This is a genomic window from Bacillus sp. 05T22, from assembly GCF_056396765.1.
Genome location: NZ_JBFTMC010000047.1, coordinates 1 through 21,837 on the forward strand (window position 1 = coordinate 1; position 21,837 = coordinate 21,837).

The window sequence follows — 21,837 nt, forward strand, 5'->3', positions numbered from 1 at the left end:
ATATTAATATTTCTTCGTGATATAACCTAGTTTCTCCTGTTTTTATCATATAAAATTTCAAAAGAAGAAGAACACTCCTATCCTTTTTTCTAAAACTAAAAGAAATTAATCCTACTCTTTTTATGCCGCTTGTTTCTCTTGCTCCGTTTTTTGCATATTTGGTGTCCGATTTACTACGATAATACCCGCTGCTACACATGCTAATCCAAATAAAACAAATGAATGAATTGCTTCCCCTAAAATCATGCTGGATAATAAGACTCCAAATACTGGTATAAAGAACATATACATCGATACTTTTCCGACCTTGTTATACTTCATAACTGTATTCCATATACAGAACCCCGCCGCTGATAAGAAGGATAAATAAAGTAACATAGATAGTGCTTTCATATTGAATACAAAAGGCATAAATCCAACTTGAAAAATACCAATACATAATAATCCGATAGATCCAAAAATCATCTGATATGCTGTCATGTACCCAACATCTAATGTTTTACTCCCTTCTTTTGCCAATATATTTCCATATGAATACATCATCGCGGCCCCAAGAAGCAATAATTCACCAATTCCAAAATGAAACGCCATACTTCCATCACTTGGAACATTCACAAGAATCACACCACAAAAACCGATAGACACGCCGATCACTTTTCGAATATTTAATGCATCATCTTTATACAAAAAATGCGCAATTAAAATTTGAAAAAAAGATGATGTACCAGAAATAATAGCACCTTCAATTCCAGAACTGTAACTCATACCAATATAAAAACATACATATTGTAGAAATGTTTGAAATAAACCAATTTGCACTAATTGCTTCCCTGTTTCTTTTTTGAAATGCATATCTTTTCCTATTGCTTTAAAAAAGAATAAGAGCATCACACCAGATAAGAAAAAGCGATAACCAGCAAATAATATTTGCTCGCCAACTTCATGTGGCTGAATTCCGAGTTCAGCATAACTTAATTTAATAAAAGGAAATGCGCTTCCCCATAGAAATGTCGCTGCTAGCGCTGCAGCAAACACACCAATTGGATGGGTAAAAAATTTCTCTGTCTTCACTTATTGTCTTCCTCTCCGACCTTTTTACGAACAACATTCATATATACCAAAGGAAAAGAAAAAAAACAAGTTTTTCAATTTGATATATAAACAAAAACATATTCTCAAGTATAAACATATGATATAATATAGAATAATTACAAGATAATAACTGATAAAATTTTTCAATAGAAATGCTGCTATCCGTATGGATGGCAGCTTTCGTCGTTTTATGGGGATTTCGATTTTGATTCTTTTTCTCAATAAGAATTTGGAAGGAGCGAGTAATAATGAACTCAGAAGTAAAAGCATTACCATCAAAAAAGAATATGTCTAATCCATCTTGGATTCAATCATTCCAAAAGCATTATGAACTTATCTTTGCAATCCTATCTGGTGTTTTCATTTTATCCGGTTGGTTATTCACAGAAAACGAAGCAACAACTGCTGGGATAGTTTTTTATATCCTCGCCTATATAATTGGAGGATATGCGAAAGCGAAAGAAGGCATCGAAGATACAATAGAAGAAAAAGAATTGAATGTAGAAATGTTAATGCTCTTCGCTGCCATTGGTGCCGCTATTATCGGATACTGGGCAGAAGGTGCCATCTTAATATTTATCTTTGCACTAAGCGGTGCAATGGAAGCTTATACATTAAGTAAAAGCCAAAAAGAAATTTCAACACTGCTAGATTTACAACCTGAAGAAGCCTTGCTCATTTCACATGGAACAGAAGAACGTATTCCAGTAGCTCAGTTAGAAATTGATGACATCATTTTAATTAAGCCAGGTGAACGCGTACCTGCAGATGGTACAATTCATAGCGGTGAAACAAATATCGATGAAGCTGCTATCACTGGGGAGCCTATCCCAAATGAGAAAAAATTTGGTGATGAAGTATTCGCTGGAACCGTGAACCTACGCGGGGCTATTGAAGTTAAAATTACAAAAAGAAGCGACCAAACATTGTTTCAAAAAATTATCCGTCTCGTTCAAAACGCGCAAAGTGAAAAATCACCATCGCAACTTTTTATCGAAAAATTTGAAGGAACATATGTAAAAGGTGTACTTATCATCGTTGCTCTAATGATGTTTGTTCCTCATTTCCTACTAGATTGGAGCTGGAACGAAACATTTTATCGTGCCATGATTTTACTCGTTGTTGCTTCTCCATGTGCACTTGTCGCATCGATTACACCAGCGACATTATCTGCTATTTCTAACGGCGCACGAAGCGGTATTTTATTTAAAGGTGGTATTCATTTAGAACGCCTTGCCTCAGTGAAGGCAATTGCCTTTGATAAAACAGGAACATTAACTCAAGGAAAACCGACTGTAACAGATGTTTACGTACGTGATGAAATAACAGAAAAAGATGTGTTGTATATTACAGCTTCTATCGAAAGTCATTCCACACACCCACTCGCAGAATCTATCGTCAAGTACGCAAAACATGCATATGACATTACATTAACGAAACCCGAAAGTGTAGAAGATGTCACTGGATTTGGCTTAAAAGGAATTTTAGAAAATACAGCTTATAAGATTGGAAAGGCCGATTTTATTGGCGAAGAAACAAAAACTTTTCATAATGGTATCGCTACGACACTCGAACAAGAAGGAAAAACTGTTGTCTATATTAGTAATGAAAAAGGAATTCTTGGACTTATTGCTTTAAAAGATACACTTCGCCAGGAAACAATTGCTGCTATTCGTGATTTACAAAGCATTGGTGTTGAAGCTATCATGATCACTGGTGATAACGAACAGACGGCTAAAGCAATTGCGACTGAAAGCAACATAAAAGAATACTACGCATCATGCTTACCAGAAACAAAAGTTGAAACGGTGAAACAACTAAAAGAAAAATACGGTACAGTGGCAATGGTTGGCGACGGTATTAACGATGCTCCTGCACTCGCTACAGCAAGTATTGGCGTTGCTATGGGCGAAGGGACAGATGTTGCCTTAGAAACAGCAGATGTCGTTCTAATGAAAAATGAACTCTCTCGCCTTGCACAGGCCATTCGTTTATCAAAACGAATGAACCGCATTGTAAAACAAAATGTGATTTTTTCATTAGCAGTAATCGCAATGCTCATTTGCTCTAATTTCCTACAATTTTTAGCTCTTCCATTTGGCGTTATTGGCCACGAAGGAAGTACAATCCTTGTAATTTTAAACGGCTTACGTTTATTAAAAAGAAATAACTAAACGGGTCCCCAGAGGGAACCCGTTTTTTTAATGATAGCTATTATGTCCATTGGCACTGCTACTCGTTTTATGTTTTGGATGTGAGCTACTATTTTTTTTACCTTGGTTTTTATTATTGTGATTTTTTTTATTATTACTCATTTTGAATCCCCCCTGTTCCTCTTTATTATGGAACAGAAAATTATTTTTCATCACGGAAATTATTGTCACTTGTTCGATAAAAATGTAGTAATCCATTAATTTCTCCGCCAAGTAAAATGACCCAAGCCGTTAAATAGAACCATAACATTAAAATGATAATACCACCAAGACCACCGTATGTATTCGCATAATTTGCAAATTTATCCACGTAATAGGCAAATGAGTACGATACCACAATCCACCCAACCGTTGCAAATAATGCCCCTGATATAACTTCTCTTCTCTTTAACTTTCGATCAGGTGCAAATGTGTATAAAAAGCTAAATAAGGCAAATAACACTAAGAAGCTGGCTACTAGCCGTATAATACTCCATACGAAAGAAAAGCTTTCTGATAAACCAATTGCTTTAAAAACAGCTGCTCCAATTACCTGTCCAAAAACAGGAACAATTAACGCGAAGACAATCATAAAAATCATCGCTAGTGTAAGCACAATAGACAAAGCTCTCGTGGCGATAAAAGAGCGCGTTTCCTTTACATCATAGGCTCGGTTAAATGCATTCATAACTGCGTTTACACCATTTGATGCAAACCATAACGTTGATAATAAACCAAACGATAATAAACCACCATTTTGTTCATTTACTACTTTATCTACGTTCACTTCAATTAAGTTCATTGCATCTTCTGGCACATAAGCCTCTAATAAACTGAGCACATCCTCTGTTTGAATTGGAATAAATCCAAGAAGCGTAATTAAAAAAACAAGTCCAGGAAAAATAGCAAGCAAGAAGAAATAAGCGAGCTGTGCTGCTAGGCCCGCTACGTCATCTCGCATCGTTCGGTCATATAGATCTTTCCCAAACGAATAGACACGATTTCCCCTTGCTTTCTCTAGAAATTTTTTCATATTTCTCTAAACGCTTTTCTTCTCTTCTTTATCTTGCTTTAACTCAATGTATGCTTCTGTTTTTTTTTCTTCTGCATTAGAGTCCTTCATAAATAATTCACGCGCTTCTTTCATACCACCATCTTCAGCTACTACCGGTTCTTCTTCTGCTTTTGGAGACACAGCTTGAATTTCAATTGTTTCTGGCTTTTCCTCTCGTTCAATCTTTTTCTTACTAAAGATTTCTTTTGTTTCCTTTAACGTACCAACAACAGCTGGCGTTAGCTTCTTTATTTCCGCTACCTTCGCCTTTACTACATTAAAATCTGCAAGTTCGCGTCCTTTATCTGTAACAGTTTGCACTTTTTCTTTTATTTTTGCATTCTCGCCAATTTCAATCATTTTTGATTTTGCTTTTTCTGCTGTATTTTTCACTTTTTCACGATTTTCTTTCTTAAGCATAGAAACAGCTACACCTGCTGCTACACCAATTGCAATGTTTCGAGCTATATTATTCTTCTTTGCCATATTCCTTCACCCTTTCATTTCTTATGTTAGAAAGTATTTCTTTCTAAGCTTTCTCATATTCCTTGCTCATTTCGAATGAATGCTAACAATTTTGCACACCCTTCTGTTACAAGGTCATATACTTCTTGAAAGTTCCCTGTAAAATAAGGGTCAGGAACATCCGTCCAGCCACCGTCTGGAACAAAATCGGACAGTCTACCAATATAGCCTCCAGATTTACCTAAACTTTCTAAATCTGCTATATTCTTGTTGTCCATGGCAATAATATAATCAAACTTTGTTAAGTCTTCTTTTTCTACTTGCCGTGCTTTAATTCCTTCAAAAGAGACTTCATTTTCTTTTAAAATTTTTTGTGTTCCTTCATGAGGTGGATGACCAATATGCCAATCGCCTGTTCCAGCAGAATCAATTTGAATTTTATCTTCTAATCCTTCTTGCACGACAAAATCACGAAAAATCGCTTCTGCCATCGGTGAACGACAAATGTTCCCAAGACAAACAAACAATACTTGAATCATATTTGTTTCTTCCCTTCTTGGCTCATTTCTTATATATACATATAGTATAAACAACCAATTATTAATTATAAAGGAAATCCCTACTAATTTAATAGGGTTGAAAAGTTTCATTAACGAAAATGATAAAAAATGTTAAGATATCTTTATGTTATTTCAAAGGGGGACACTTCGGTGGATTTATCCGTAAAATCGCAAGAAAATGTTGAATATATGGTAGAAGCTATTAAAGAAAAGTTACGCATGGTAAACGCAGGAGCAATGAGAGCTGAAAGCTTTAACCAAGAAATGTACGAAGATTTGCGAGACATTTACGACCATGTAATGAAACGTGAAACATTCAGCATTAGTGAAATGCAGGCTATTACTGAAGAATTAGGTACGCTAATTAAAAAATAATGAAAAGTCCCTTATACAAAGGGACTTTTTTATTTCCAACAAATTAATGACACCCTTCCACTTTTCTACATCTATTTTCCAAATGCTGTACAATAAAAGGAGAACTTCACCATAGACCTTCCTTTTCACCAAACTCTTTTTTTAATATTTATCTTATTACCATTGCTAACTGCTTTTACCGGAGGTGTTTATCTATGAGCAATTGGTACAGTAAAACGAAAGATCAAGCAATACTTGCACTTGAAACAAATGAACAACATGGTCTAACAGACGAAATGGTGCAAATTCGATTAAAAAAATATGGACGAAACGAACTCACTACAAAACAAAAACGGACTTTATGGCAACGTATTTTTTCCCAAATTAATGATGTTCTCGTCTATGTTCTTTTAATTGCCGCTCTTATTTCTGCCTTTGTTGGTGAATGGGCCGATGCGAGCATTATTGCTCTCGTTGTTGTTTTAAATGCTGTAATTGGTGTCATTCAAGAATCGAAAGCAGAACAAGCTTTAGAAGCATTAAAAAAGATGGCAACGCCAAAAGCAATTGTAAAACGGGATGGTGAACTAAAAGAAATTCCGTCCGAAGATGTTGTTCCAGGAGATATCGTTATGCTTGATGCTGGACGTTATATTCCGTGTGACTTACGGCTTATTGAAACCGCCAATTTAAAAATTGAAGAATCTGCTTTAACAGGAGAATCCGTTCCTGTTGATAAAGATTCACTTTATCATCCTTCTCTTCAAAATGAAGAACAAATACCACTCGGTGATCAAAAAAATATGGCCTTTATGTCAACACTTGTCACTTACGGACGAGGTGTTGGTGTTGCTGTTGAAACGGGAATGAAGTCTCAAATTGGAAAAATCGCAACTCTCTTACATGAAGCGGATGATGATGCAACACCACTTCAAAAAAGCTTAGCGCAAGTAGGGAAATATTTAGGCTTTGTAGCTGTAGCAATTTGCATCATTATGTTCTTCATCGGGTATTTCCAAGGCCGAGACACGTTAGAAATGTTCATGACTGCCATTAGCTTAGCGGTTGCAGCAATTCCCGAAGGATTACCAGCTATTGTCTCTATCGTTCTCGCAATTGGTGTACAGCGTATGATTAAACAAAACGTCATCATTCGTAAACTTCCAGCCGTCGAAGCACTCGGTTCTGTTACAATTATTTGTTCAGATAAAACAGGAACATTAACACAAAATAAAATGACGGTTACTCATTTCTATAGTGATCGTACATACGATAAACTAGAAAACTTAAACATAAACAATGATGCTCAGCGCTTATTATTAGAAAATATGATTTTATGCAACGATGCATCTTATAAGGCTGAATCACAAACTGGTGACCCAACAGAAATTGCCCTTCTTATTGCCGGCAGCACCTTTCATCTTCAAAAAGATACTTTAGAAGATCAACATAGACGCGTGAACGAATTACCATTTGACTCCGAACGCAAAATGATGTCAACACTGCATGAGTATGATAAAAACTATTACAGCATGACAAAAGGAGCAATTGATAAACTTTTATCTCGTTGCACTCATATTTTTATAAATGGTGCAATTCAGCCATTAACTGAAACAGATAAAAAAGAAATATTAGAAGTTGCTCAAATGATGTCTCAAAAAGCTTTACGCGTACTATCATTCGCTTTCAAACAGTATGATACACAAAACGTTACCACCGATCACATGGAAGAAAGTCTTATATTCATAGGACTTGTCGGTATGATCGATCCACCGCGAACAGAAGTAAAAGCGTCTATTGCAGAATGTAAAAAGGCGGGCATTCGTACCGTTATGATTACAGGAGATCATAAAGATACCGCTTTTGCTATTGCAAAAGAACTAGGTATTGCTGAAAAAGAATCTGAAGTCATGATTGGAACAGAATTAGATCGTATTTCGGACGAAAAACTAGCAAATGAAATTAATCATTTAAATGTATTTGCGCGTGTTTCTCCTGAACATAAAGTTAAAATTGTAGGAGCATTACGTGCAAAAGGAAATATTGTTTCGATGACTGGGGATGGTGTAAATGATGCTCCATCTTTGAAACAAGCAGATATTGGGGTCGCAATGGGGATTACAGGAACAGATGTTGCTAAAGGTGCGGCTGACATGGTTTTAACAGATGATAACTTCTCATCTATTGTAAAAGCTGTTGAGGAAGGAAGAAATATTTATCGCAACATTAAAAAATCAATTCTTTTCTTACTCTCTTGCAACTTTGGGGAGATTATTGCACTCTTCTTAGCTATTTTACTCGGCTGGGCTACCCCACTTCGTCCGATTCACATTTTGTGGGTGAATTTAATCACAGATACGCTCCCAGCTTTGTCACTTGGTGTTGATCCAGAAGACCCGGATGTGATGAAAGAAAAGCCGCGTGATGCAAAAAAAAGCTTGTTTCATGGTGGCGTTTCTTTTCTTATTTTAAACGGGATTATAATTGGATTCATCACGTTAATCGCCTTTATTGTTGGGGCAAAATTATATACAGGAGATACAAATATCTTCCCTCTTTTCCCATCTCAAATTGATGATGATGCTTTATTACATGCCCAAACGATGGCGTTTGTCGTACTCAGTTTTTCACAGCTTGTTCATTCATTCAATTTACGATCAAGTACAAAATCAATCTTTTCAATCGGAGTATTCACAAATAAATACTTAGTTTTCTCCCTACTTATCGGTGTACTCATGCAAATATGTATTATCTCAATTCCACCGATTGCTAATATATTTGGCGTACATGCTTTAACTTTAAAAGATTGGGGATTTGTTATATTACTAAGTATTATTCCACTTGTTATAAACGAAATGATAAAAGTGTTTAAGAAAAATTAAAAGGCAATGAGGGAGCTCCTCATTGCCTTTTTACATTATCCTTGTAATTCTTTTTTTATATTCTCTGTAAGTTCCGCCATACGCTTGCGGCTTTCTTCACGTTCACGTTTGTTTTGTTCTTCAATTTGCTGTGTTTCTTGCATACCTCTTGAAATAATATTCCATGTTTCTTCAAGTGTTTCCATTTTAATACTAGAAGAACCAGAAATTCTCGCTACCTCTACACTTTGCGTTGCAATATTTTGTGCATTTTTCTTAAGTAGTTCATTGGTACGACGGTCAAGCTCAGCCATAGAATCCGCAACAAGCTTTTGACGTTTTGCATTCACAGCCTGAATAATTCCATTTTTAAAGATAGGAATTGTTGTAATAAACGCTGTATTAATTTTACCGATTAATTTGTTATTACCACGCTGAATCATGCGAATTTGTGGTGCTGTTAATAACGCAACCATACGAGCCTTCTCTAAATCATCAATGCGTTGCTCTAAAATTTCGACAGAGTTTCTTAAAGATTCTAATTCAATACCTGCCAATTGATCATTGTTACGAACGCGTTCTTCATACATTGGAACTAGTTCTGTGTTTAGACGCTCTAGTAACATTTCTCCTGCTACTACATATTTCTCTAAGTCTAAATAATATTTTAAGTTTTGTTCATATAAGCCATCTAACGTACCAATTGATTTTTTCATTTCATCTTGGTATTTCGTAATTTCCACGTACACTTTGTCCATTTCACGGCCCATCGTTTGATACTTACTAAAGATTTGTTCAATCATCTTATCTGCCTTTTTGAACATACGAGAGAAAAAGCCACTTTTTTCTTCCGCGAAATCTTTACTATCAAATCTATCCATAATTTTACCAAGTTGCTTTAGCAACTCACCAGAATCCTCTATCTTAGATAAAGACATTGTATGTAAAATTTGATCTGCAAAACGGGAAATTTCCATGGATGGTTCTTTTCCAAGCTCAATTAATTCTAGCTGATCTTTAACATCCACTCCATTATAAATACGTTGCACTTCAGCATCTTGCCTTAGCTGCAAACGAACATCTTGTGCGGTTTGCTCATTTAATTCTGTTTTCGAATCTAGTACGACTGGATTATTCATGTGTTATTCTCCCTTTCCTTATAAAAATGGACGAAATAGCCCTTTTATTGTTTGAGATAAATTTTTATACGCTGACGGGCCGTGAAATTCAAGATCAAAGTTCACTTCCTCAAGCCAATGTGAATCAAATGCTGCTCCTTCAATATACGGTTCAATATCATTTCTTCCTGTTGGATTGAAGTGCAATACATCAATTCCAATTTGATTTAAAAATAATAATAAGACCGCATCAGAACGAGTTAATTCTCCACTCTTTTCATTGTTAAATATAACAATTTTCGGTATTTCTTGCGAATAATCAAATTTCTCAAGTAACTCTAAAATATGAGGTGGGATTTGAGAAAGCTGCGCAAAAACATACAGTGATACATCTTGTTTTGTTTCTTTTCCAACTGGTTTACACAGTTCACTTTCACACGTATGAATGATAGCTTCTGCAATCCCATGCTGCAAACCTTCAGGTAAGCGCTTATGTGGCCACCAATGACTATTCATAATTTGATCTGGATGCAGTTTCCCAGCACGGTCTAATGCATCTCGATAATGAAATTGAAAGTTTGCTTTTTGTTCTTTTGTAAATGGAAATGTATTAATTAATAAGCTGTTATCGAATGATGTGACAGCCTTCAAACGCTGGAAATATTCTTTATCATTTTTTGAAATACCAGATACTTTTGCAAATAAAGATGGAATATAAATATGTTTATTTTCCACAAAGAATGTCGGGCGTATAAATGCTTTTTCTTTCGTAATTATAAAGAGTTCATCGTATGTTGTCTTCAGCGTACGTGCTACAGGCGTGTACGTACGAAATTGCCACGGCTTGTATAATAATGAATTATCATGATGAAGCACCTGTTCAATTTCTTTTGATGCTTGATACGCTACCGTTGCAACACGCTCACGACGCCGATCAGGGAATGGCTCTAATGAAACGCGACCTGGATGAGAAACGACAAAAGTCCTAGCCTCATCATCAATGCTTTCAAAACCATCTTTTCCTTCTGGATGATAATAGAGAACATCACATCCGAGCATAATAAGAAAATATAAGAAATAGATCTGACTCTCTTTCGCATCACCGTACCAAACGATACGCGGCATTTGTTTCTTATAATTAATTGCAGAAAACCATTTTGCTACGTAATTTTCACTTAATTTAATGATATCAATTAAGAAACGACGAAAACCTTCTGTTTTTAAAGATTGATTATGTTGTTTCTCATACAATTTCAATACAGTGATAAATGTTGTATGTATATAGTGTTGTAAATCGGGATTATCTACTTTCGGCAACATTTGTTTTCCTGATAAATGTGCAACAAGTCTGTTTACAGTAAGCCCATTTGGTGCCTCTTGATGCAGTGTGAATATTTCTTGAATGTGACGAAGTTTTTCAGAATCAATCACTTTATTCAAATTTTGTTCATGTAGTACATGAATTCCTTTTGCTTCACTATAATCAAATAGTTCATTAAAATATTCATCTACATCATTTGGAACGCCAAGAATCCGACAAGCTATATAGCTAAATTTCATCTCATTCTCTGTTAATTCATACTGTGGGCGCTTTTCTAAAATCATTTCGAATTGTTTTAAGTCAGCTTCTTCTTTTAATGCATATGGATGAAGTGTAAAACGCGAAAACACGGCAGTTCACCTCCAGAAACATTTACTTTTTTAAAGAAATAATATCTTATCTTTTTATTATAAACTATTTTAAGTTATAAAAAATGGGCGCTCGCATAACGAGCAAACCCATTTCAATTATTTATCTTCTTTCTTAGTAGCTGCAATCTCTTCTCGGGCTTGTCCAGAATTTCGCATATAATGCAAAATGAATGTTGCACCAAATGCGATAACTAAAATCATAAAGAATAGCCAGTGTGGCACTTCAATATGAATAACAGATAGTAACATCTTCGCTGCAATAATTAAAATTAAAATATACGCCGTTGATTCAAGCTCTGGAATACGTTCTAGTAATCTTAAGAATACACCTGCAATACCACGCATCATTAAAATACCAAGCATTCCGCCCAGAAGCAGAATCCATACTTCATTGGATACACCAAACGCTGCCAGAACGCTATCTACTGAAAATGCAATATCCATTAATTCAACCATGACAACTGTTCCCCAGAATACACCAAATATTCTAAAAAGAATACTGTTTTGGTTCAGGCCATGTTCTTCTTCTTCACTATTTTCTTTTCGTTTATCAATGAAATATTTAATAGAAAGCCATGCAAGGTACAATGCTCCTAATACTTTTACCCACCATAATTTAATTAAGAACATACCGATTCCAATTGCAATAAAACGGAATGCATATGCACCAATTAGCCCATAAAATAATGCCTTTTTGCGTTTTTCTTCTGGTAAATGTTTTACCATTACCGCTAACACAAGGGCGTTATCGGCAGATAGTAAGCCTTCAAGTACAACAAGTGTACCAATTAATCCCCAAGATACAGGATCTTGTAATACTTTAATCCACATGTCCAAGTCAAAAAATTGGGCATACGTATCAAGGATTCCCTGTAAAATGCTCATCTTACTGTTTTCCCCTATTCTTTGCTAGATTTATAGAAAGGTCAAAAAAAGGAAACGAAGTTCGTTTCCTTCTTATGCATCCAAGCCATACGCTCTTACAAGCGCACCTAATCCGCCTTGGAATCCACTTCCTACTGCATTAAACTTCCACTGTCCATTATGACGGTATAATTCACAAAAGACAACTGCTGTTTCAATGGAGAAATCTTCTCCTAAATCAAAACGAAGAACTTCTTCATTTGTCTCTTCATTTGCTAAACGAACAAATGCATTTGCAACTTGTCCAAAGTTTTGATTGCGACCTTCCGCATCATAAATCGTAACTGTAATTGCGATTTTATGAACATCTGCTGGAACTTTACTTAAATCGACAACAAGTTGCTCATCGTCACCTTCGCCTTCACCTGTACGGTTATCACCTGTATGTAAAACCGATCCACATGGAGATTGTAAGTTGTTATAGAAAATAAAATCTGTTTCTTTCGTACATTTTCCATTCGCATCTAATAAAAAAGCGGATGCGTCTAAATCATAATCAGATCCGCCATCATATGATTTAATATCCCAACCAAGGCCGATAACTGCTTTTGTAAGACCTGGACTTGTCTTACCTAAATCAATCTTCTGTCCTTTTTGTAATTGAATAACCATTTATATTCACCTCTTATACTATGATTCTAAAAAGTATATACATGAGTAAAGTACATGTTCACTCATATATATACTTTTTGATGTTTCAACATTTAAGTTGCTGCTGTGAAAAAACAAAAGTGACCTGCACTTTGTTTTCACTTGGCATGAGGCAGGAAGAGAATCTGACCGCTTCTATTCATGGCCAGATGCTCTCTCCCACCTAAAAAGAAAGCTTTTATGCTGGTTTTTCAATTTGTATTTATATATTTTTCTTATTACTCTACATCTAAACCAAAGTTGCTACACAAAGCACCTAATCCGCCTTGGAATCCACTTCCGATTGCATTAAACTTCCAATCCCCAGCATGACGATATAACTCACCGACTACTACTGCTGTTTCAATAGAGAAGTCCTCACCAAGATCATAACGAATTAGCTCTGCACCTTTTTCTTCATCTACAATACGTACGAAAGAATTAGATACTTGCCCGAAGTTTTGGCTACGGCTTTCTCCATCATAAATTGTAATTGTAAAACAAATACGTTCAATATGTGCTGGGACATTCTTTAAATCTACTTTAATTGCTTCGTCATCGCCTGCGCCTTCACCAGTACGATTATCTCCTAGATGCTCTACAGAACCGTTTGCTCCCTTTGGATTATTATAAAAAACAAAGTCTTCTGAGCCTGATACTTTTCCGTTTGCACCTACTAAGAAAATACTAACGTCTAAATCAAAATCATTTTGTCCATCATAGCGGTTTGTATCCCAGCCAAGACCTACAAGAACGTTAGAAAGACCTGGATTTGTTTTTGTTAAATCTACTTTCTGTCCTTTTTTTAACGAAATCGATGCCATATATTATTCCTCCTTAAATTGTATTACTGATAACGTGATACAATCTCACTTAAATTCTTATGTTGTGTACCTTCTCCAACTGCAGAAAATTTCCATTCATTACCATCCCGGTGCATTTCGCCTACAACTAACGTTGTTTTCCCGCCGTAATTTTCCGATAAATTATAACGAGCTAATTCTTCACGCGTTTGCGGATTTTGAATACGAATATACGCATTTTGAATCATACCAAAATCTTGATGACGGTTAACACAATCATAAATATTTACAACAAATACTAAACGATTAATACGACTCGGAACTTTATGTAATTCCACGAAAATTGTTTCATCATCGCCAGAACCTTCACCTGTTAAATTATCACCTGAATGAATAATGCTTCCACAAGCAGATAGCTTATTTCCAAAGTAAACAAGGTCATTTTTATTTAAAAAACGATCCTTTTCTAGCATAACCACTGATGCATCACAATCGATGTTTGGTTTGCTTCCAAATAACGAAGATAGAAATCCGCCTGATTGTCCAATTGGATCCCATCCTAAGCCAACCTGTAATTTTGCTACTCTTGGTTGTCCCTTCGTTAAATCAATCTTCTGTCCTTTTTCTAAAATAATAGGCATGAAGTTTCTTCCTTTCTACAAGGTATTTTCCAAATGGGAAAATATTGTATTCTCCTTCTATATTGTAGCATTATTTGTCGATTGAGAAAAAGAATAAATTTTCAATTATACGAAAATATCTGTATCATTTATTCATAGGGATGTAATAAGTGGTAAATTGAACCAATCATTCCCGCATGATTGCGATTTTGCGCTAAACTAATCTCACATGTATGATAAATTTCTTGATGCAAATATTTCTGTACTTCTTCTTTCACTTCATCTAATAACTTAGTACCTCTTGCCGTAATACCACCACCAATAATAATCGTTTGTGGATTAAAGATATAAGCAAGATTACTAATTCCAATCGCTAAATGTTTAAAGAATACTTGAACTGCTTGAACAATCTCCTCATCTTTTTCATCATATAGATTAAAGATTGTTTTACCGTCCCAGTTTCCTTCTCCTTTATATTGCCTTACGAGATGAATTAATCCTGAAATAGATGCAACTTCTTCAAATGGCTTTCCTTCTATTAGCATGCTTCCCCATTCACCTGCACTAAATGAATGTCCTCTATATAGTTGCTTATTGATAACAACTGCTCCACCAATTCCTGTTCCAAGAGTAAGCATAATAAAGTTTTGTTTCTTTTTTCCCACACCTCTCCATCTCTCTCCTAGAGCTGCACAATTCACATCATTTTCAACCGTAATAGGAACCTTCAGTGCGATTTTTAATCTATCAATAATAGGAATACCGGCATAGCGTGGAATATGCTCCACGCCGCCAGTTATCATCCCTTTACTAATATCAACAATTCCTGCTGTACTAATACCAATACCAGAAATGGCATGTTGATTCATTAACTCTTGAGACAAGCAAATTAGCTTTTGAACAATTTGTTCACCACCTAAATGTGCCTCTGTAGAAACCGTTTGATGCTCTAATAATGTTCCTATTTCTGAAACAATTCCATACTTAATTTGCGTTCCACCAATATCAAATGCAATATACTTTTTCACTCTGTCACTTCCTTCTAACAGTATGACTCTATTTTGCTAAATTGATAAAATGCAAGACTTTCCTCTACTTTAATAAGAATTTACTAGATTCACTGATCCAGTCTTCACATAAACACTATTATACGCCTTATTATCTGAAACAATTTCATAATATGACCCCTGCGGAGTGTGGATCATATTTTTTTATGATTTGTTTTGTTGTTCGCTTCATCTATTCATTAGAATATAAACAAGGTTATACTCTTCAATCCTCCCTTGCCAAAATCAAATTACCATTTAATTTATTCTTAACACATCCGCCATCGTTCCTTTTCGGTATTGTTCTATTGGTTCATAGGAAACAAATGAAATAATTAAAACAAAATAACTCCATCCCCAAAATACATACTGTAAATTTAAACAAACATATAAATAGACCTTTATCTCGAATTTTATAAGTTCGAGATAAAGGTCTATTTTAAAACTTACATAATTAATACGCCTTGCCCCAATACACCATATGCTCTGCTTTCTTCCCACAGCATACACATTCTTGTACTAATTCTTCTTGCTCAAATGGTATACAACGCGATGATACTCCTGCTTCTTCTTTTAATTTTTCTTCACAAGCCAGCTCACCACACCACATTGCTTTGATAAACCCTTGCTTTTCATCAGCCGCTTGCTTCATTTCTTCAAAGGCCGTAACACTATATGTGTTTTCATCGCGAAATGCCTTTGCTTTATTGAATAGAGAATCGTGAATCTCATCAAGTAATGATGTGATACGCTCTTCTAATTGATCCATTGATACGAACTCTTTTTCCTTCGTATCGCGTCTGACAAGTACCACTTGATTCTTCTCTATATCTTTTGGACCAACTTCTAATCGAATTGGAACACCCTTCATTTCATACTCGTTAAATTTCCAACCTGGCGTTTTATTACTAGCATCTATTTTCACGCGCGCAACTTTTTGAATACGTCCTTGTAGCTGGGTTGCCTTTTCTAACACACCTTCTTTATGCTGAGCAATTGGTACAATAACAACTTGTACTGGTGCTACTTTTGGCGGCATCACTAGACCGTTATTATCACTATGAACCATAATAAGTCCACCGATCATTCTTGTTGATACGCCCCAAGATGTTTGATGTACATATTGCCATTTTCCATTACGATCTAAAAATTTAATATCAAACGCTTCAGAGAAATTAGTCCCAAAGTTATGAGATGTTCCTGTTTGAAGCGCTTTTCCATCATGCATTAAACTTTCAATCGTATATGTTGCTTTCGCCCCTGCAAATTTTTCTTTTTCCGTTTTCTGTCCTTTAATTACTGGAATTGCTAAGTAATCTTCACAGAAAGAGGCATACAGGTTTAAAATGTTTAACGTTTCTTCTTGAGATTCTTCTGCCGTTTCATGAATTGTATGACCTTCTTGCCATAAAAACTCAGTTGTACGAAGAAATGGTCTCGTCGTTTTTTCCCAACGGACAACCGAACACCACTGATTATATAATTTAGGTAAATCATTATAAGACTGGACAATTTTTGAAAAATGCTCACAAAATAAAGTTTCAGATGTCGGACGAACGCAGAGTCGTTCTGCTAACTTCTCGTTTCCTCCATGTGTAACCCATGCTACTTCAGGTGCGAATCCTTCCACATGATCCTTCTCTTTTTGTAGTAAGCTCTCTGGGATAAACATTGGCATATACACATTTTCATGACCGGATTCTTTTAATTTTCCATCCATCACTTTCTGCATATTTTCCCATAACGCGTATCCATACGGACGTAAAATCATACATCCTTTTACACTTGAATAATCAACTAACTCAGCTTTTTTCACAATATCGGTATACCACTGAGCAAAGTCTTCTTCCATTTTTGTAATGGCTTGTACTTGTTCTTTTGCCATATTCTTTTCCTCCTTTAGAAAATAAAAAAAGCCCGTGTCCCCTAAATAGGGACCGAGCTTTTGCCGGCGTTACCACCCTGATTCATGCACAAATAAATTGTACATGCTCTCTTTTTGATAACGGGAACTTCCCGCTGCATATGCAGAACGCAAAGGTAGGTTCCATATCGCCTTTTTAAGAATCTTCCAGCCAAACGGATTCTCTCTCTAGAAAAAAGGTGGGACATGTACTAATCCTTTTTCATCGTTATAACGAAATAAATTTGTTGAATATCATAATATAAATTCTATTTTAAAACAATAGCTAATTTTCTTATTTTTATATATTCTTTTCGTTTTTTTCTGTTTTATACTGAATTTACACATAATTTTTCCGAAAGAGTTTTACAAATTGATGAGTAATCATACCGATGATTGTTCCCACTAAAACAAAGAAACATGCAATACCATAACCCATTCCATCCCATCCTCCAATAGCGAAGATAGTAAAAGGAAAGAAAGCTAAACAAAGGAGAATTAAAATAAGTGCAAATATAATATCAAACGGTCTCTTTGGAAATTGCTTCTTTAATAAAAATGAACCCGCAAATACAATGAGAATTGTTACAGCTCCAATTATAAAAAACACTTCAAATCCATTCATTCCATTTCCTCCTTCCATCAATTTTCTTATAATTATTATATGTTTTAAAATTCAAAAAATAAACATTAAACCTTCCTCATGGATGATTTTTTATAATCAGATATTAATAGTGATATACAATACTAAGTATCATAAGATTTGCAGGGATCTACTAAATGTCCCTTATCAATGTTTTATTTTCGACCTAAACAATTTTACAATTTGATGAAGTAACATTCCAACAACTGTTCCAATTAGTATAAAGAAACATAAGAAACCATATGCCATACCTTCAAATCCACCAATAAAAAATAACGTGATTAGAAAACAAATTAGACAAATTATAATGATAATAAGACCAAACGTAATATCAAATGAGCGATTCGGAAAGCTTTTTCGTAACATGAACGACACAAAGAAAACAACAATTACTGCTAGGACACTAATTATTAAAAAGGTTTCCATCTTTCTTCCCCTTGATTTCTTCTTACGCACATTATACTCTTATCAGTCTGAATATATAAAAAATACTTTCTTCTCCGAAAGATATTTTTATTACCAGGTATTAATAGTAATATATAATAATAGGTTATATAACAGGAGGTATACACAATGGGCAAACCATTAACAAATCGTGTAATTGTTTTATCTTTTGACTGTTTATCAGCTTTAGATTTTCCTATATTACAAGAACTTCCTCATTTTCGGTCTTTAATCGAACAAGGTGCAATTGCAAAAAAAGTAGAAGCTATTTATCCTTCTGTAACATATCCAAGTCACGCCACTATTGTAACTGGTAACTACCCTAACAAACATGGTGTTGTAAGCAATACATTACTTCAGCCTGGCAGGGAATCACCAGATTGGCATTGGTACCGCCGTTCTATTAAAGGAACGACATTATATGACGAGGCACGAAAAGCGAATTTAACAACGGCTGCACTTCTATGGCCTGTTACAGGAAGAGCAAAAATTGACTACAACTTACCTGAAATTTTTCCAAACAGACCGTGGCAAAATCAAGTTCTTGTTTCATTATTTAGTGGAAGCCCGTTGTATCAGCTAGATTTAAATCGTCGTTTTGGCCATATTAGAAAAGGGTTGTCACAGCCCGAACTTGATGATTTTGTCCTCGCCTCAGCCGTACATACCATACAAACGAAAAAACCGAACGTCATGTTTGTTCACTTTACAGATTTAGATACACAAAGGCATTATCATGGATTTTCTTCTACAGAAACAACAGCTGCTATTCAGCGGCACGATGAGAGACTGGGGAAGATTATTAAAGCATTAAAAGAAACTGGTATATACGAATCAAGTACAATTATTGCCCTCGGTGATCATAGTGCTCTAAGTGAGAATAAGGCTATTCAATTAAATGTTCTTTTCCATCAAAAAGGACTCATTTCAGTAAATCAAGATGGAAAATTAACAAATTGGAAAGCTTATTGCCAAAGCTGTGATGGCTCTGCTTACGTACATGTAAAGGATAAAAATGATATCCAAACTATACAAGTTGTCCAACACCTTCTTGAAGAACTCCTTCAAGATAAACAAAATGGAATCGAATTTATCCTTCATGATGAAGGCGCAAAAGAGCGCGGTGCTGATGGAAACTGCCTTTTTATGCTTGAAGCAAGAGAAGGCTATTACTTCACCCAAAACTACACAGGAGAGTTTATAAAAAAAATCTCGGAAAAAGATGTAACTCCCAGTAAAAAATACACGTTCGGTACGCATGGCTATTCTCCAACAAAACCAAACTATGAGACCATCTTCATCGCCGCTGGAAAAGGCATTCGCCAAGGGGCAATTATTCCTTATATGCGTCTCATTGACGAAGGACCGACCATTGCACGTTTGCTCGGATTATACCTTGGTGAAACTGACGGAACTATAATAGAGGATTTACTTCAATTGTAAAGAAATGTGTATATATGTAAAAAATACGTAAAATTTACCTCTGTTTCTCTTTTTCCTATTTCTATTTTTGTACACTAATGTTAGAACGACTATAAGGAGGAACATTCTATGAAAAAAATGTCCAGACAAGAAAAAAGCTGGATATTGTATGACTGGGCAAACTCGGTATACTCGCTCGTCATTACAACTGCATTATTTCCTATTTATTTCAAAGCTGCTGCAAAAGAAGCAGGTCTATCTGGAGCAACTTCAACAGCTTATTGGGGATATGCAAATTCTTTCTCAACACTTTTAATTTCTATTCTCGCTCCTATTCTCGGTACAATTGCCGATTATAAAGGCTTTAAAAAACGCTTTTTCACATTCTTTTTTGGACTCGGTATTATATTTACAAGTATGCTAACTGTTGTTCCAACATCACAGTGGTATTTACTACTAGGCTGCTATATGCTCGCTTTAGTTGGATTTGCTGGAGCAAACATTTTCTATGATGCATTTTTAGTAGATATCACAACAGAAGATCGAATGACCCGAATTTCAACTCGTGGTTTTGCACTAGGCTATATCGGAAGTGCAATTCCATTTATTGGATGTCTCACTCTGATTATCCTTGCCCAAAAAGGAACAATCCCATTATCAGTTGGTATCGCCAGTCAAATTTCCTTTGCAATTACAGCTCTTTGGTGGGGATTATTTACGATTCCGATGCTCAAAAATGTGGAACAAACGCATTATATTGAACGGCACCCAAAACCGATCAAAATGAGTTTTAAGCGCTTAGCTAATACATTTAAAAATATCCGTCAATATCGCACTGTATTTTTGTTCTTGCTTGCTTATTTCTTCTACATTGATGGCGTCGATACAATTATTACAATGTCCACAGCTTATGGCACAGACCTTGGTATTAGTGCGACAAACTTACTTATTATTTTATTTGTAACACAAATTGTCGCTTGTCCATTCGCCTTGCTGTATGGGAAACTATCTGAAACGTTCAAAGACAAGAAAATGCTATATGTCGGTGTTATTATTTATATCATTATTTGTGCATACGCTTATTTCTTAAAAACAACACTCGACTTTTGGATTTTGGCAATGCTTGTTGCAACTTCTCAAGGCGGAATTCAGGCGCTCAGCCGCTCATATTTTGCAAAGTTGGTACCGAAAGAATCTGCAAATGAATTCTTCGGATTCTATAATATTTTCGGTAAGTTCGCAGCTATTATGGGACCCGTATTAGTCGGTGTAACAACTCAGCTAACAGGAAGAACAAATGCTGGTGTACTAAGCATTATCGTTTTATTTATAATCGGCGGATTCATACTAACACGAGTACCGGAAAATGCGACTTCTGTTACACCACCTGCTCCAAAATCGGAAACACTATAATAGAAAATGTCCCTTTCTGCATGCAGAAAGGGACATTTTCTATTATTCTATCGATACCTCTAACTACCATATATATCCATTTTAATTTCCCGACATCTAAGTCGTGGTTATGAAAACAAAAGAAGTTCTCCACTCGTTTTCTCCTTCTGTTTTCACATGACATGGGGTAAAAAAGACACCGACCGCTCCTACCCATGGGCGGATGCTCTCTCCCACCTAAAAGGAATGGTTTTATGTCTGTCTTTCAATCCGTATTTATATAAAAACTCTACTGCTTATACAAAAATAATTTATCAACCGTTGTCCCTAATACTTCAGCTAAACGAAATGCCAGAGCTAAACTTGGATCATATTTATTATTTTCAATTGCATTTATCGTCTGTCTCGATACTTTACATTTATCTGCTAATGCACCTTGTGAAATATTATTTTCAGTGCGCAATGTGTAAATTTGGTTTTTCACATCTTTTCTCCTAACCTGTAAAATTATTTTTACAACATCAGTATATATTTGGTACATATAGTTGTCAAAAATTCCCCATATAAAGTGAAACTTTAATCAGTGGGGGTTTTCTTCATCCCCCACTGATTATTAGTTGAA

At 35.4% G+C, this 21,837-nt stretch carries 20 protein-coding genes and 1 other annotated feature; of the genes, 5 read left to right on the forward strand and 15 right to left on the reverse strand.

Annotated features, from left to right (window positions below):
* Positions 1-120: 120 nt before the first annotated feature.
* Positions 121-1,071 (reverse strand): DMT family transporter, encoded by a 951-nt coding sequence (locus tag AC1DIT_RS15110; protein ID WP_003194814.1) that lies wholly within the window; start codon positions 1,069-1,071, stop codon positions 121-123.
* Between the two features lie 269 nt (positions 1,072-1,340).
* On the opposite strand from AC1DIT_RS15110, the gene AC1DIT_RS15115 reads away from it, so the two are divergent.
* The gene (locus tag AC1DIT_RS15115) at positions 1,341-3,266 is read left to right on the forward strand and encodes a heavy metal translocating P-type ATPase (RefSeq protein ID WP_016112946.1); all 1,926 of its coding nucleotides are present in this window, start codon (positions 1,341-1,343) and stop codon (positions 3,264-3,266) included.
* Between the two features lie 181 nt (positions 3,267-3,447).
* Here the strand turns inward: AC1DIT_RS15115 and AC1DIT_RS15120 are convergent, their stop codons facing one another.
* From AC1DIT_RS15120 to AC1DIT_RS15130, 3 genes are read right to left on the reverse strand one after another with little or no spacing between them, the layout of a single operon-like run.
* Positions 3,448-4,317 (reverse strand): YihY/virulence factor BrkB family protein, encoded by an 870-nt coding sequence (locus AC1DIT_RS15120; protein ID WP_016112944.1) that lies wholly within the window; start codon positions 4,315-4,317, stop codon positions 3,448-3,450.
* Positions 4,318-4,323: 6 nt separating this feature from the next.
* Positions 4,324-4,824, reverse strand: coding sequence for a DUF4075 domain-containing protein (locus AC1DIT_RS15125; RefSeq protein WP_016112943.1), 501 nt, complete (start codon positions 4,822-4,824; stop codon positions 4,324-4,326).
* Positions 4,825-4,877: 53 nt separating this feature from the next.
* Positions 4,878-5,342 carry a low molecular weight protein-tyrosine-phosphatase gene (locus tag AC1DIT_RS15130; RefSeq protein ID WP_016112942.1) on the reverse strand — a complete coding sequence of 155 codons (465 nt, stop codon included), beginning with the start codon at positions 5,340-5,342 and terminating at the stop codon, positions 4,878-4,880.
* Between the two features lie 171 nt (positions 5,343-5,513).
* Here AC1DIT_RS15130 and AC1DIT_RS15135 point away from each other — a divergent pair, with 171 nt between their 5' ends.
* Together AC1DIT_RS15135 and AC1DIT_RS15140 are read left to right on the forward strand one after the other, a co-directional pair.
* Positions 5,514-5,738: a DUF1128 domain-containing protein gene (locus AC1DIT_RS15135; protein ID WP_003194805.1), complete on the forward strand. Its 225-nt coding sequence runs from the start codon at positions 5,514-5,516 to the stop codon at positions 5,736-5,738.
* 194 nt (positions 5,739-5,932) lie between these two features.
* Positions 5,933-8,599, forward strand: coding sequence for a cation-translocating P-type ATPase (locus AC1DIT_RS15140; protein ID WP_016112941.1), 2,667 nt, complete (start codon positions 5,933-5,935; stop codon positions 8,597-8,599).
* A 35-nt stretch (positions 8,600-8,634) separates the two neighbouring features.
* Here AC1DIT_RS15140 and AC1DIT_RS15145 read toward each other — a convergent pair whose 3' ends face one another.
* The 10 genes from AC1DIT_RS15145 to AC1DIT_RS15190 form a co-directional block, all read right to left on the reverse strand.
* Positions 8,635-9,717, reverse strand: coding sequence for a toxic anion resistance protein (locus tag AC1DIT_RS15145; RefSeq protein WP_016112940.1), 1,083 nt, complete (start codon positions 9,715-9,717; stop codon positions 8,635-8,637).
* 18 nt (positions 9,718-9,735) lie between these two features.
* Positions 9,736-11,367: a YceG family protein gene (locus tag AC1DIT_RS15150; protein ID WP_016112939.1), complete on the reverse strand. Its 1,632-nt coding sequence runs from the start codon at positions 11,365-11,367 to the stop codon at positions 9,736-9,738.
* A 117-nt stretch (positions 11,368-11,484) separates the two neighbouring features.
* Positions 11,485-12,273, reverse strand: a complete 789-nt coding sequence (locus AC1DIT_RS15155) for a TerC family protein (protein WP_016112938.1) — start codon at positions 12,271-12,273, stop codon at positions 11,485-11,487.
* A 72-nt stretch (positions 12,274-12,345) separates the two neighbouring features.
* Positions 12,346-12,924, reverse strand: a complete 579-nt coding sequence (locus AC1DIT_RS15160; RefSeq protein WP_016112937.1) for a TerD family protein — start codon at positions 12,922-12,924, stop codon at positions 12,346-12,348.
* A 257-nt stretch (positions 12,925-13,181) separates the two neighbouring features.
* Positions 13,182-13,766 carry a TerD family protein gene (locus AC1DIT_RS15165; protein ID WP_016112936.1) on the reverse strand — a complete coding sequence of 195 codons (585 nt, stop codon included), beginning with the start codon at positions 13,764-13,766 and terminating at the stop codon, positions 13,182-13,184.
* Positions 13,767-13,789: 23 nt separating this feature from the next.
* Positions 13,790-14,386 (reverse strand): TerD family protein, encoded by a 597-nt coding sequence (locus AC1DIT_RS15170; RefSeq protein WP_016112935.1) that lies wholly within the window; start codon positions 14,384-14,386, stop codon positions 13,790-13,792.
* Positions 14,387-14,514: 128 nt separating this feature from the next.
* Positions 14,515-15,393, reverse strand: coding sequence for an ROK family protein (locus AC1DIT_RS15175; protein WP_016112934.1), 879 nt, complete (start codon positions 15,391-15,393; stop codon positions 14,515-14,517).
* 472 nt (positions 15,394-15,865) lie between these two features.
* Positions 15,866-17,296 carry a proline--tRNA ligase gene (gene proS / locus AC1DIT_RS15180; RefSeq protein ID WP_016112933.1) on the reverse strand — a complete coding sequence of 477 codons (1,431 nt, stop codon included), beginning with the start codon at positions 17,294-17,296 and terminating at the stop codon, positions 15,866-15,868.
* Between the two features lie 44 nt (positions 17,297-17,340).
* Positions 17,341-17,550, reverse strand: a binding site (T-box leader).
* A gap of 104 nt (positions 17,551-17,654) precedes the next feature.
* Positions 17,655-17,939, reverse strand: a complete 285-nt coding sequence (locus AC1DIT_RS15185) for a YesK-like family protein (RefSeq protein ID WP_016112932.1) — start codon at positions 17,937-17,939, stop codon at positions 17,655-17,657.
* Positions 17,940-18,104: 165 nt separating this feature from the next.
* On the reverse strand, positions 18,105-18,383 hold the full coding sequence (locus AC1DIT_RS15190; protein ID WP_016112931.1) for a YesK-like family protein: 279 nt from the start codon (positions 18,381-18,383) through the stop codon (positions 18,105-18,107).
* Between the two features lie 147 nt (positions 18,384-18,530).
* Between AC1DIT_RS15190 and AC1DIT_RS15195 the strand changes: the two genes are divergently transcribed.
* Both AC1DIT_RS15195 and AC1DIT_RS15200 read left to right on the forward strand, forming a co-directional pair.
* Complete coding sequence (locus AC1DIT_RS15195; RefSeq protein ID WP_016112930.1) at positions 18,531-19,844, forward strand: alkaline phosphatase family protein; 1,314 nt, start codon at positions 18,531-18,533, stop codon at positions 19,842-19,844.
* Positions 19,845-19,952: 108 nt separating this feature from the next.
* Complete coding sequence (locus AC1DIT_RS15200; RefSeq protein ID WP_016112929.1) at positions 19,953-21,236, forward strand: MFS transporter; 1,284 nt, start codon at positions 19,953-19,955, stop codon at positions 21,234-21,236.
* 268 nt (positions 21,237-21,504) lie between these two features.
* On the opposite strand, the gene AC1DIT_RS15205 is transcribed toward AC1DIT_RS15200, so the two are convergent.
* Positions 21,505-21,756 (reverse strand): helix-turn-helix transcriptional regulator, encoded by a 252-nt coding sequence (locus tag AC1DIT_RS15205; protein WP_077295032.1) that lies wholly within the window; start codon positions 21,754-21,756, stop codon positions 21,505-21,507.
* Positions 21,757-21,837 lie beyond the last annotated feature (81 nt).

Bases quoted from the DNA above. Each gene is read 5' to 3' on its own strand.
- AC1DIT_RS15115 (WP_016112946.1), top strand. From the start codon at position 1,341: ATGAACTCAGAAGTAAAAGCATTACCATCAAAAAAGAATATGTCTAAT.
- AC1DIT_RS15120 (WP_016112944.1), bottom strand. From the start codon at position 4,317: ATGAAAAAATTTCTAGAGAAAGCAAGGGGAAATCGTGTCTATTCGTTT.
- AC1DIT_RS15125 (WP_016112943.1), bottom strand. From the start codon at position 4,824: ATGGCAAAGAAGAATAATATAGCTCGAAACATTGCAATTGGTGTAGCA.
- AC1DIT_RS15130 (WP_016112942.1), bottom strand. From the start codon at position 5,342: ATGATTCAAGTATTGTTTGTTTGTCTTGGGAACATTTGTCGTTCACCG.
- AC1DIT_RS15140 (WP_016112941.1), top strand. From the start codon at position 5,933: ATGAGCAATTGGTACAGTAAAACGAAAGATCAAGCAATACTTGCACTT.
- AC1DIT_RS15145 (WP_016112940.1), bottom strand. From the start codon at position 9,717: ATGAATAATCCAGTCGTACTAGATTCGAAAACAGAATTAAATGAGCAA.
- AC1DIT_RS15155 (WP_016112938.1), bottom strand. From the start codon at position 12,273: ATGAGCATTTTACAGGGAATCCTTGATACGTATGCCCAATTTTTTGAC.
- AC1DIT_RS15160 (WP_016112937.1), bottom strand. From the start codon at position 12,924: ATGGTTATTCAATTACAAAAAGGACAGAAGATTGATTTAGGTAAGACA.
- AC1DIT_RS15165 (WP_016112936.1), bottom strand. From the start codon at position 13,766: ATGGCATCGATTTCGTTAAAAAAAGGACAGAAAGTAGATTTAACAAAA.
- AC1DIT_RS15170 (WP_016112935.1), bottom strand. From the start codon at position 14,386: ATGCCTATTATTTTAGAAAAAGGACAGAAGATTGATTTAACGAAGGGA.
- proS (WP_016112933.1), bottom strand. From the start codon at position 17,296: ATGGCAAAAGAACAAGTACAAGCCATTACAAAAATGGAAGAAGACTTT.
- AC1DIT_RS15185 (WP_016112932.1), bottom strand. From the start codon at position 17,939: ATGAATGGATTTGAAGTGTTTTTTATAATTGGAGCTGTAACAATTCTC.
- AC1DIT_RS15190 (WP_016112931.1), bottom strand. From the start codon at position 18,383: ATGGAAACCTTTTTAATAATTAGTGTCCTAGCAGTAATTGTTGTTTTC.
- AC1DIT_RS15195 (WP_016112930.1), top strand. From the start codon at position 18,531: ATGGGCAAACCATTAACAAATCGTGTAATTGTTTTATCTTTTGACTGT.
- AC1DIT_RS15200 (WP_016112929.1), top strand. From the start codon at position 19,953: ATGAAAAAAATGTCCAGACAAGAAAAAAGCTGGATATTGTATGACTGG.
- AC1DIT_RS15205 (WP_077295032.1), bottom strand. From the start codon at position 21,756: ATGTACCAAATATATACTGATGTTGTAAAAATAATTTTACAGGTTAGG.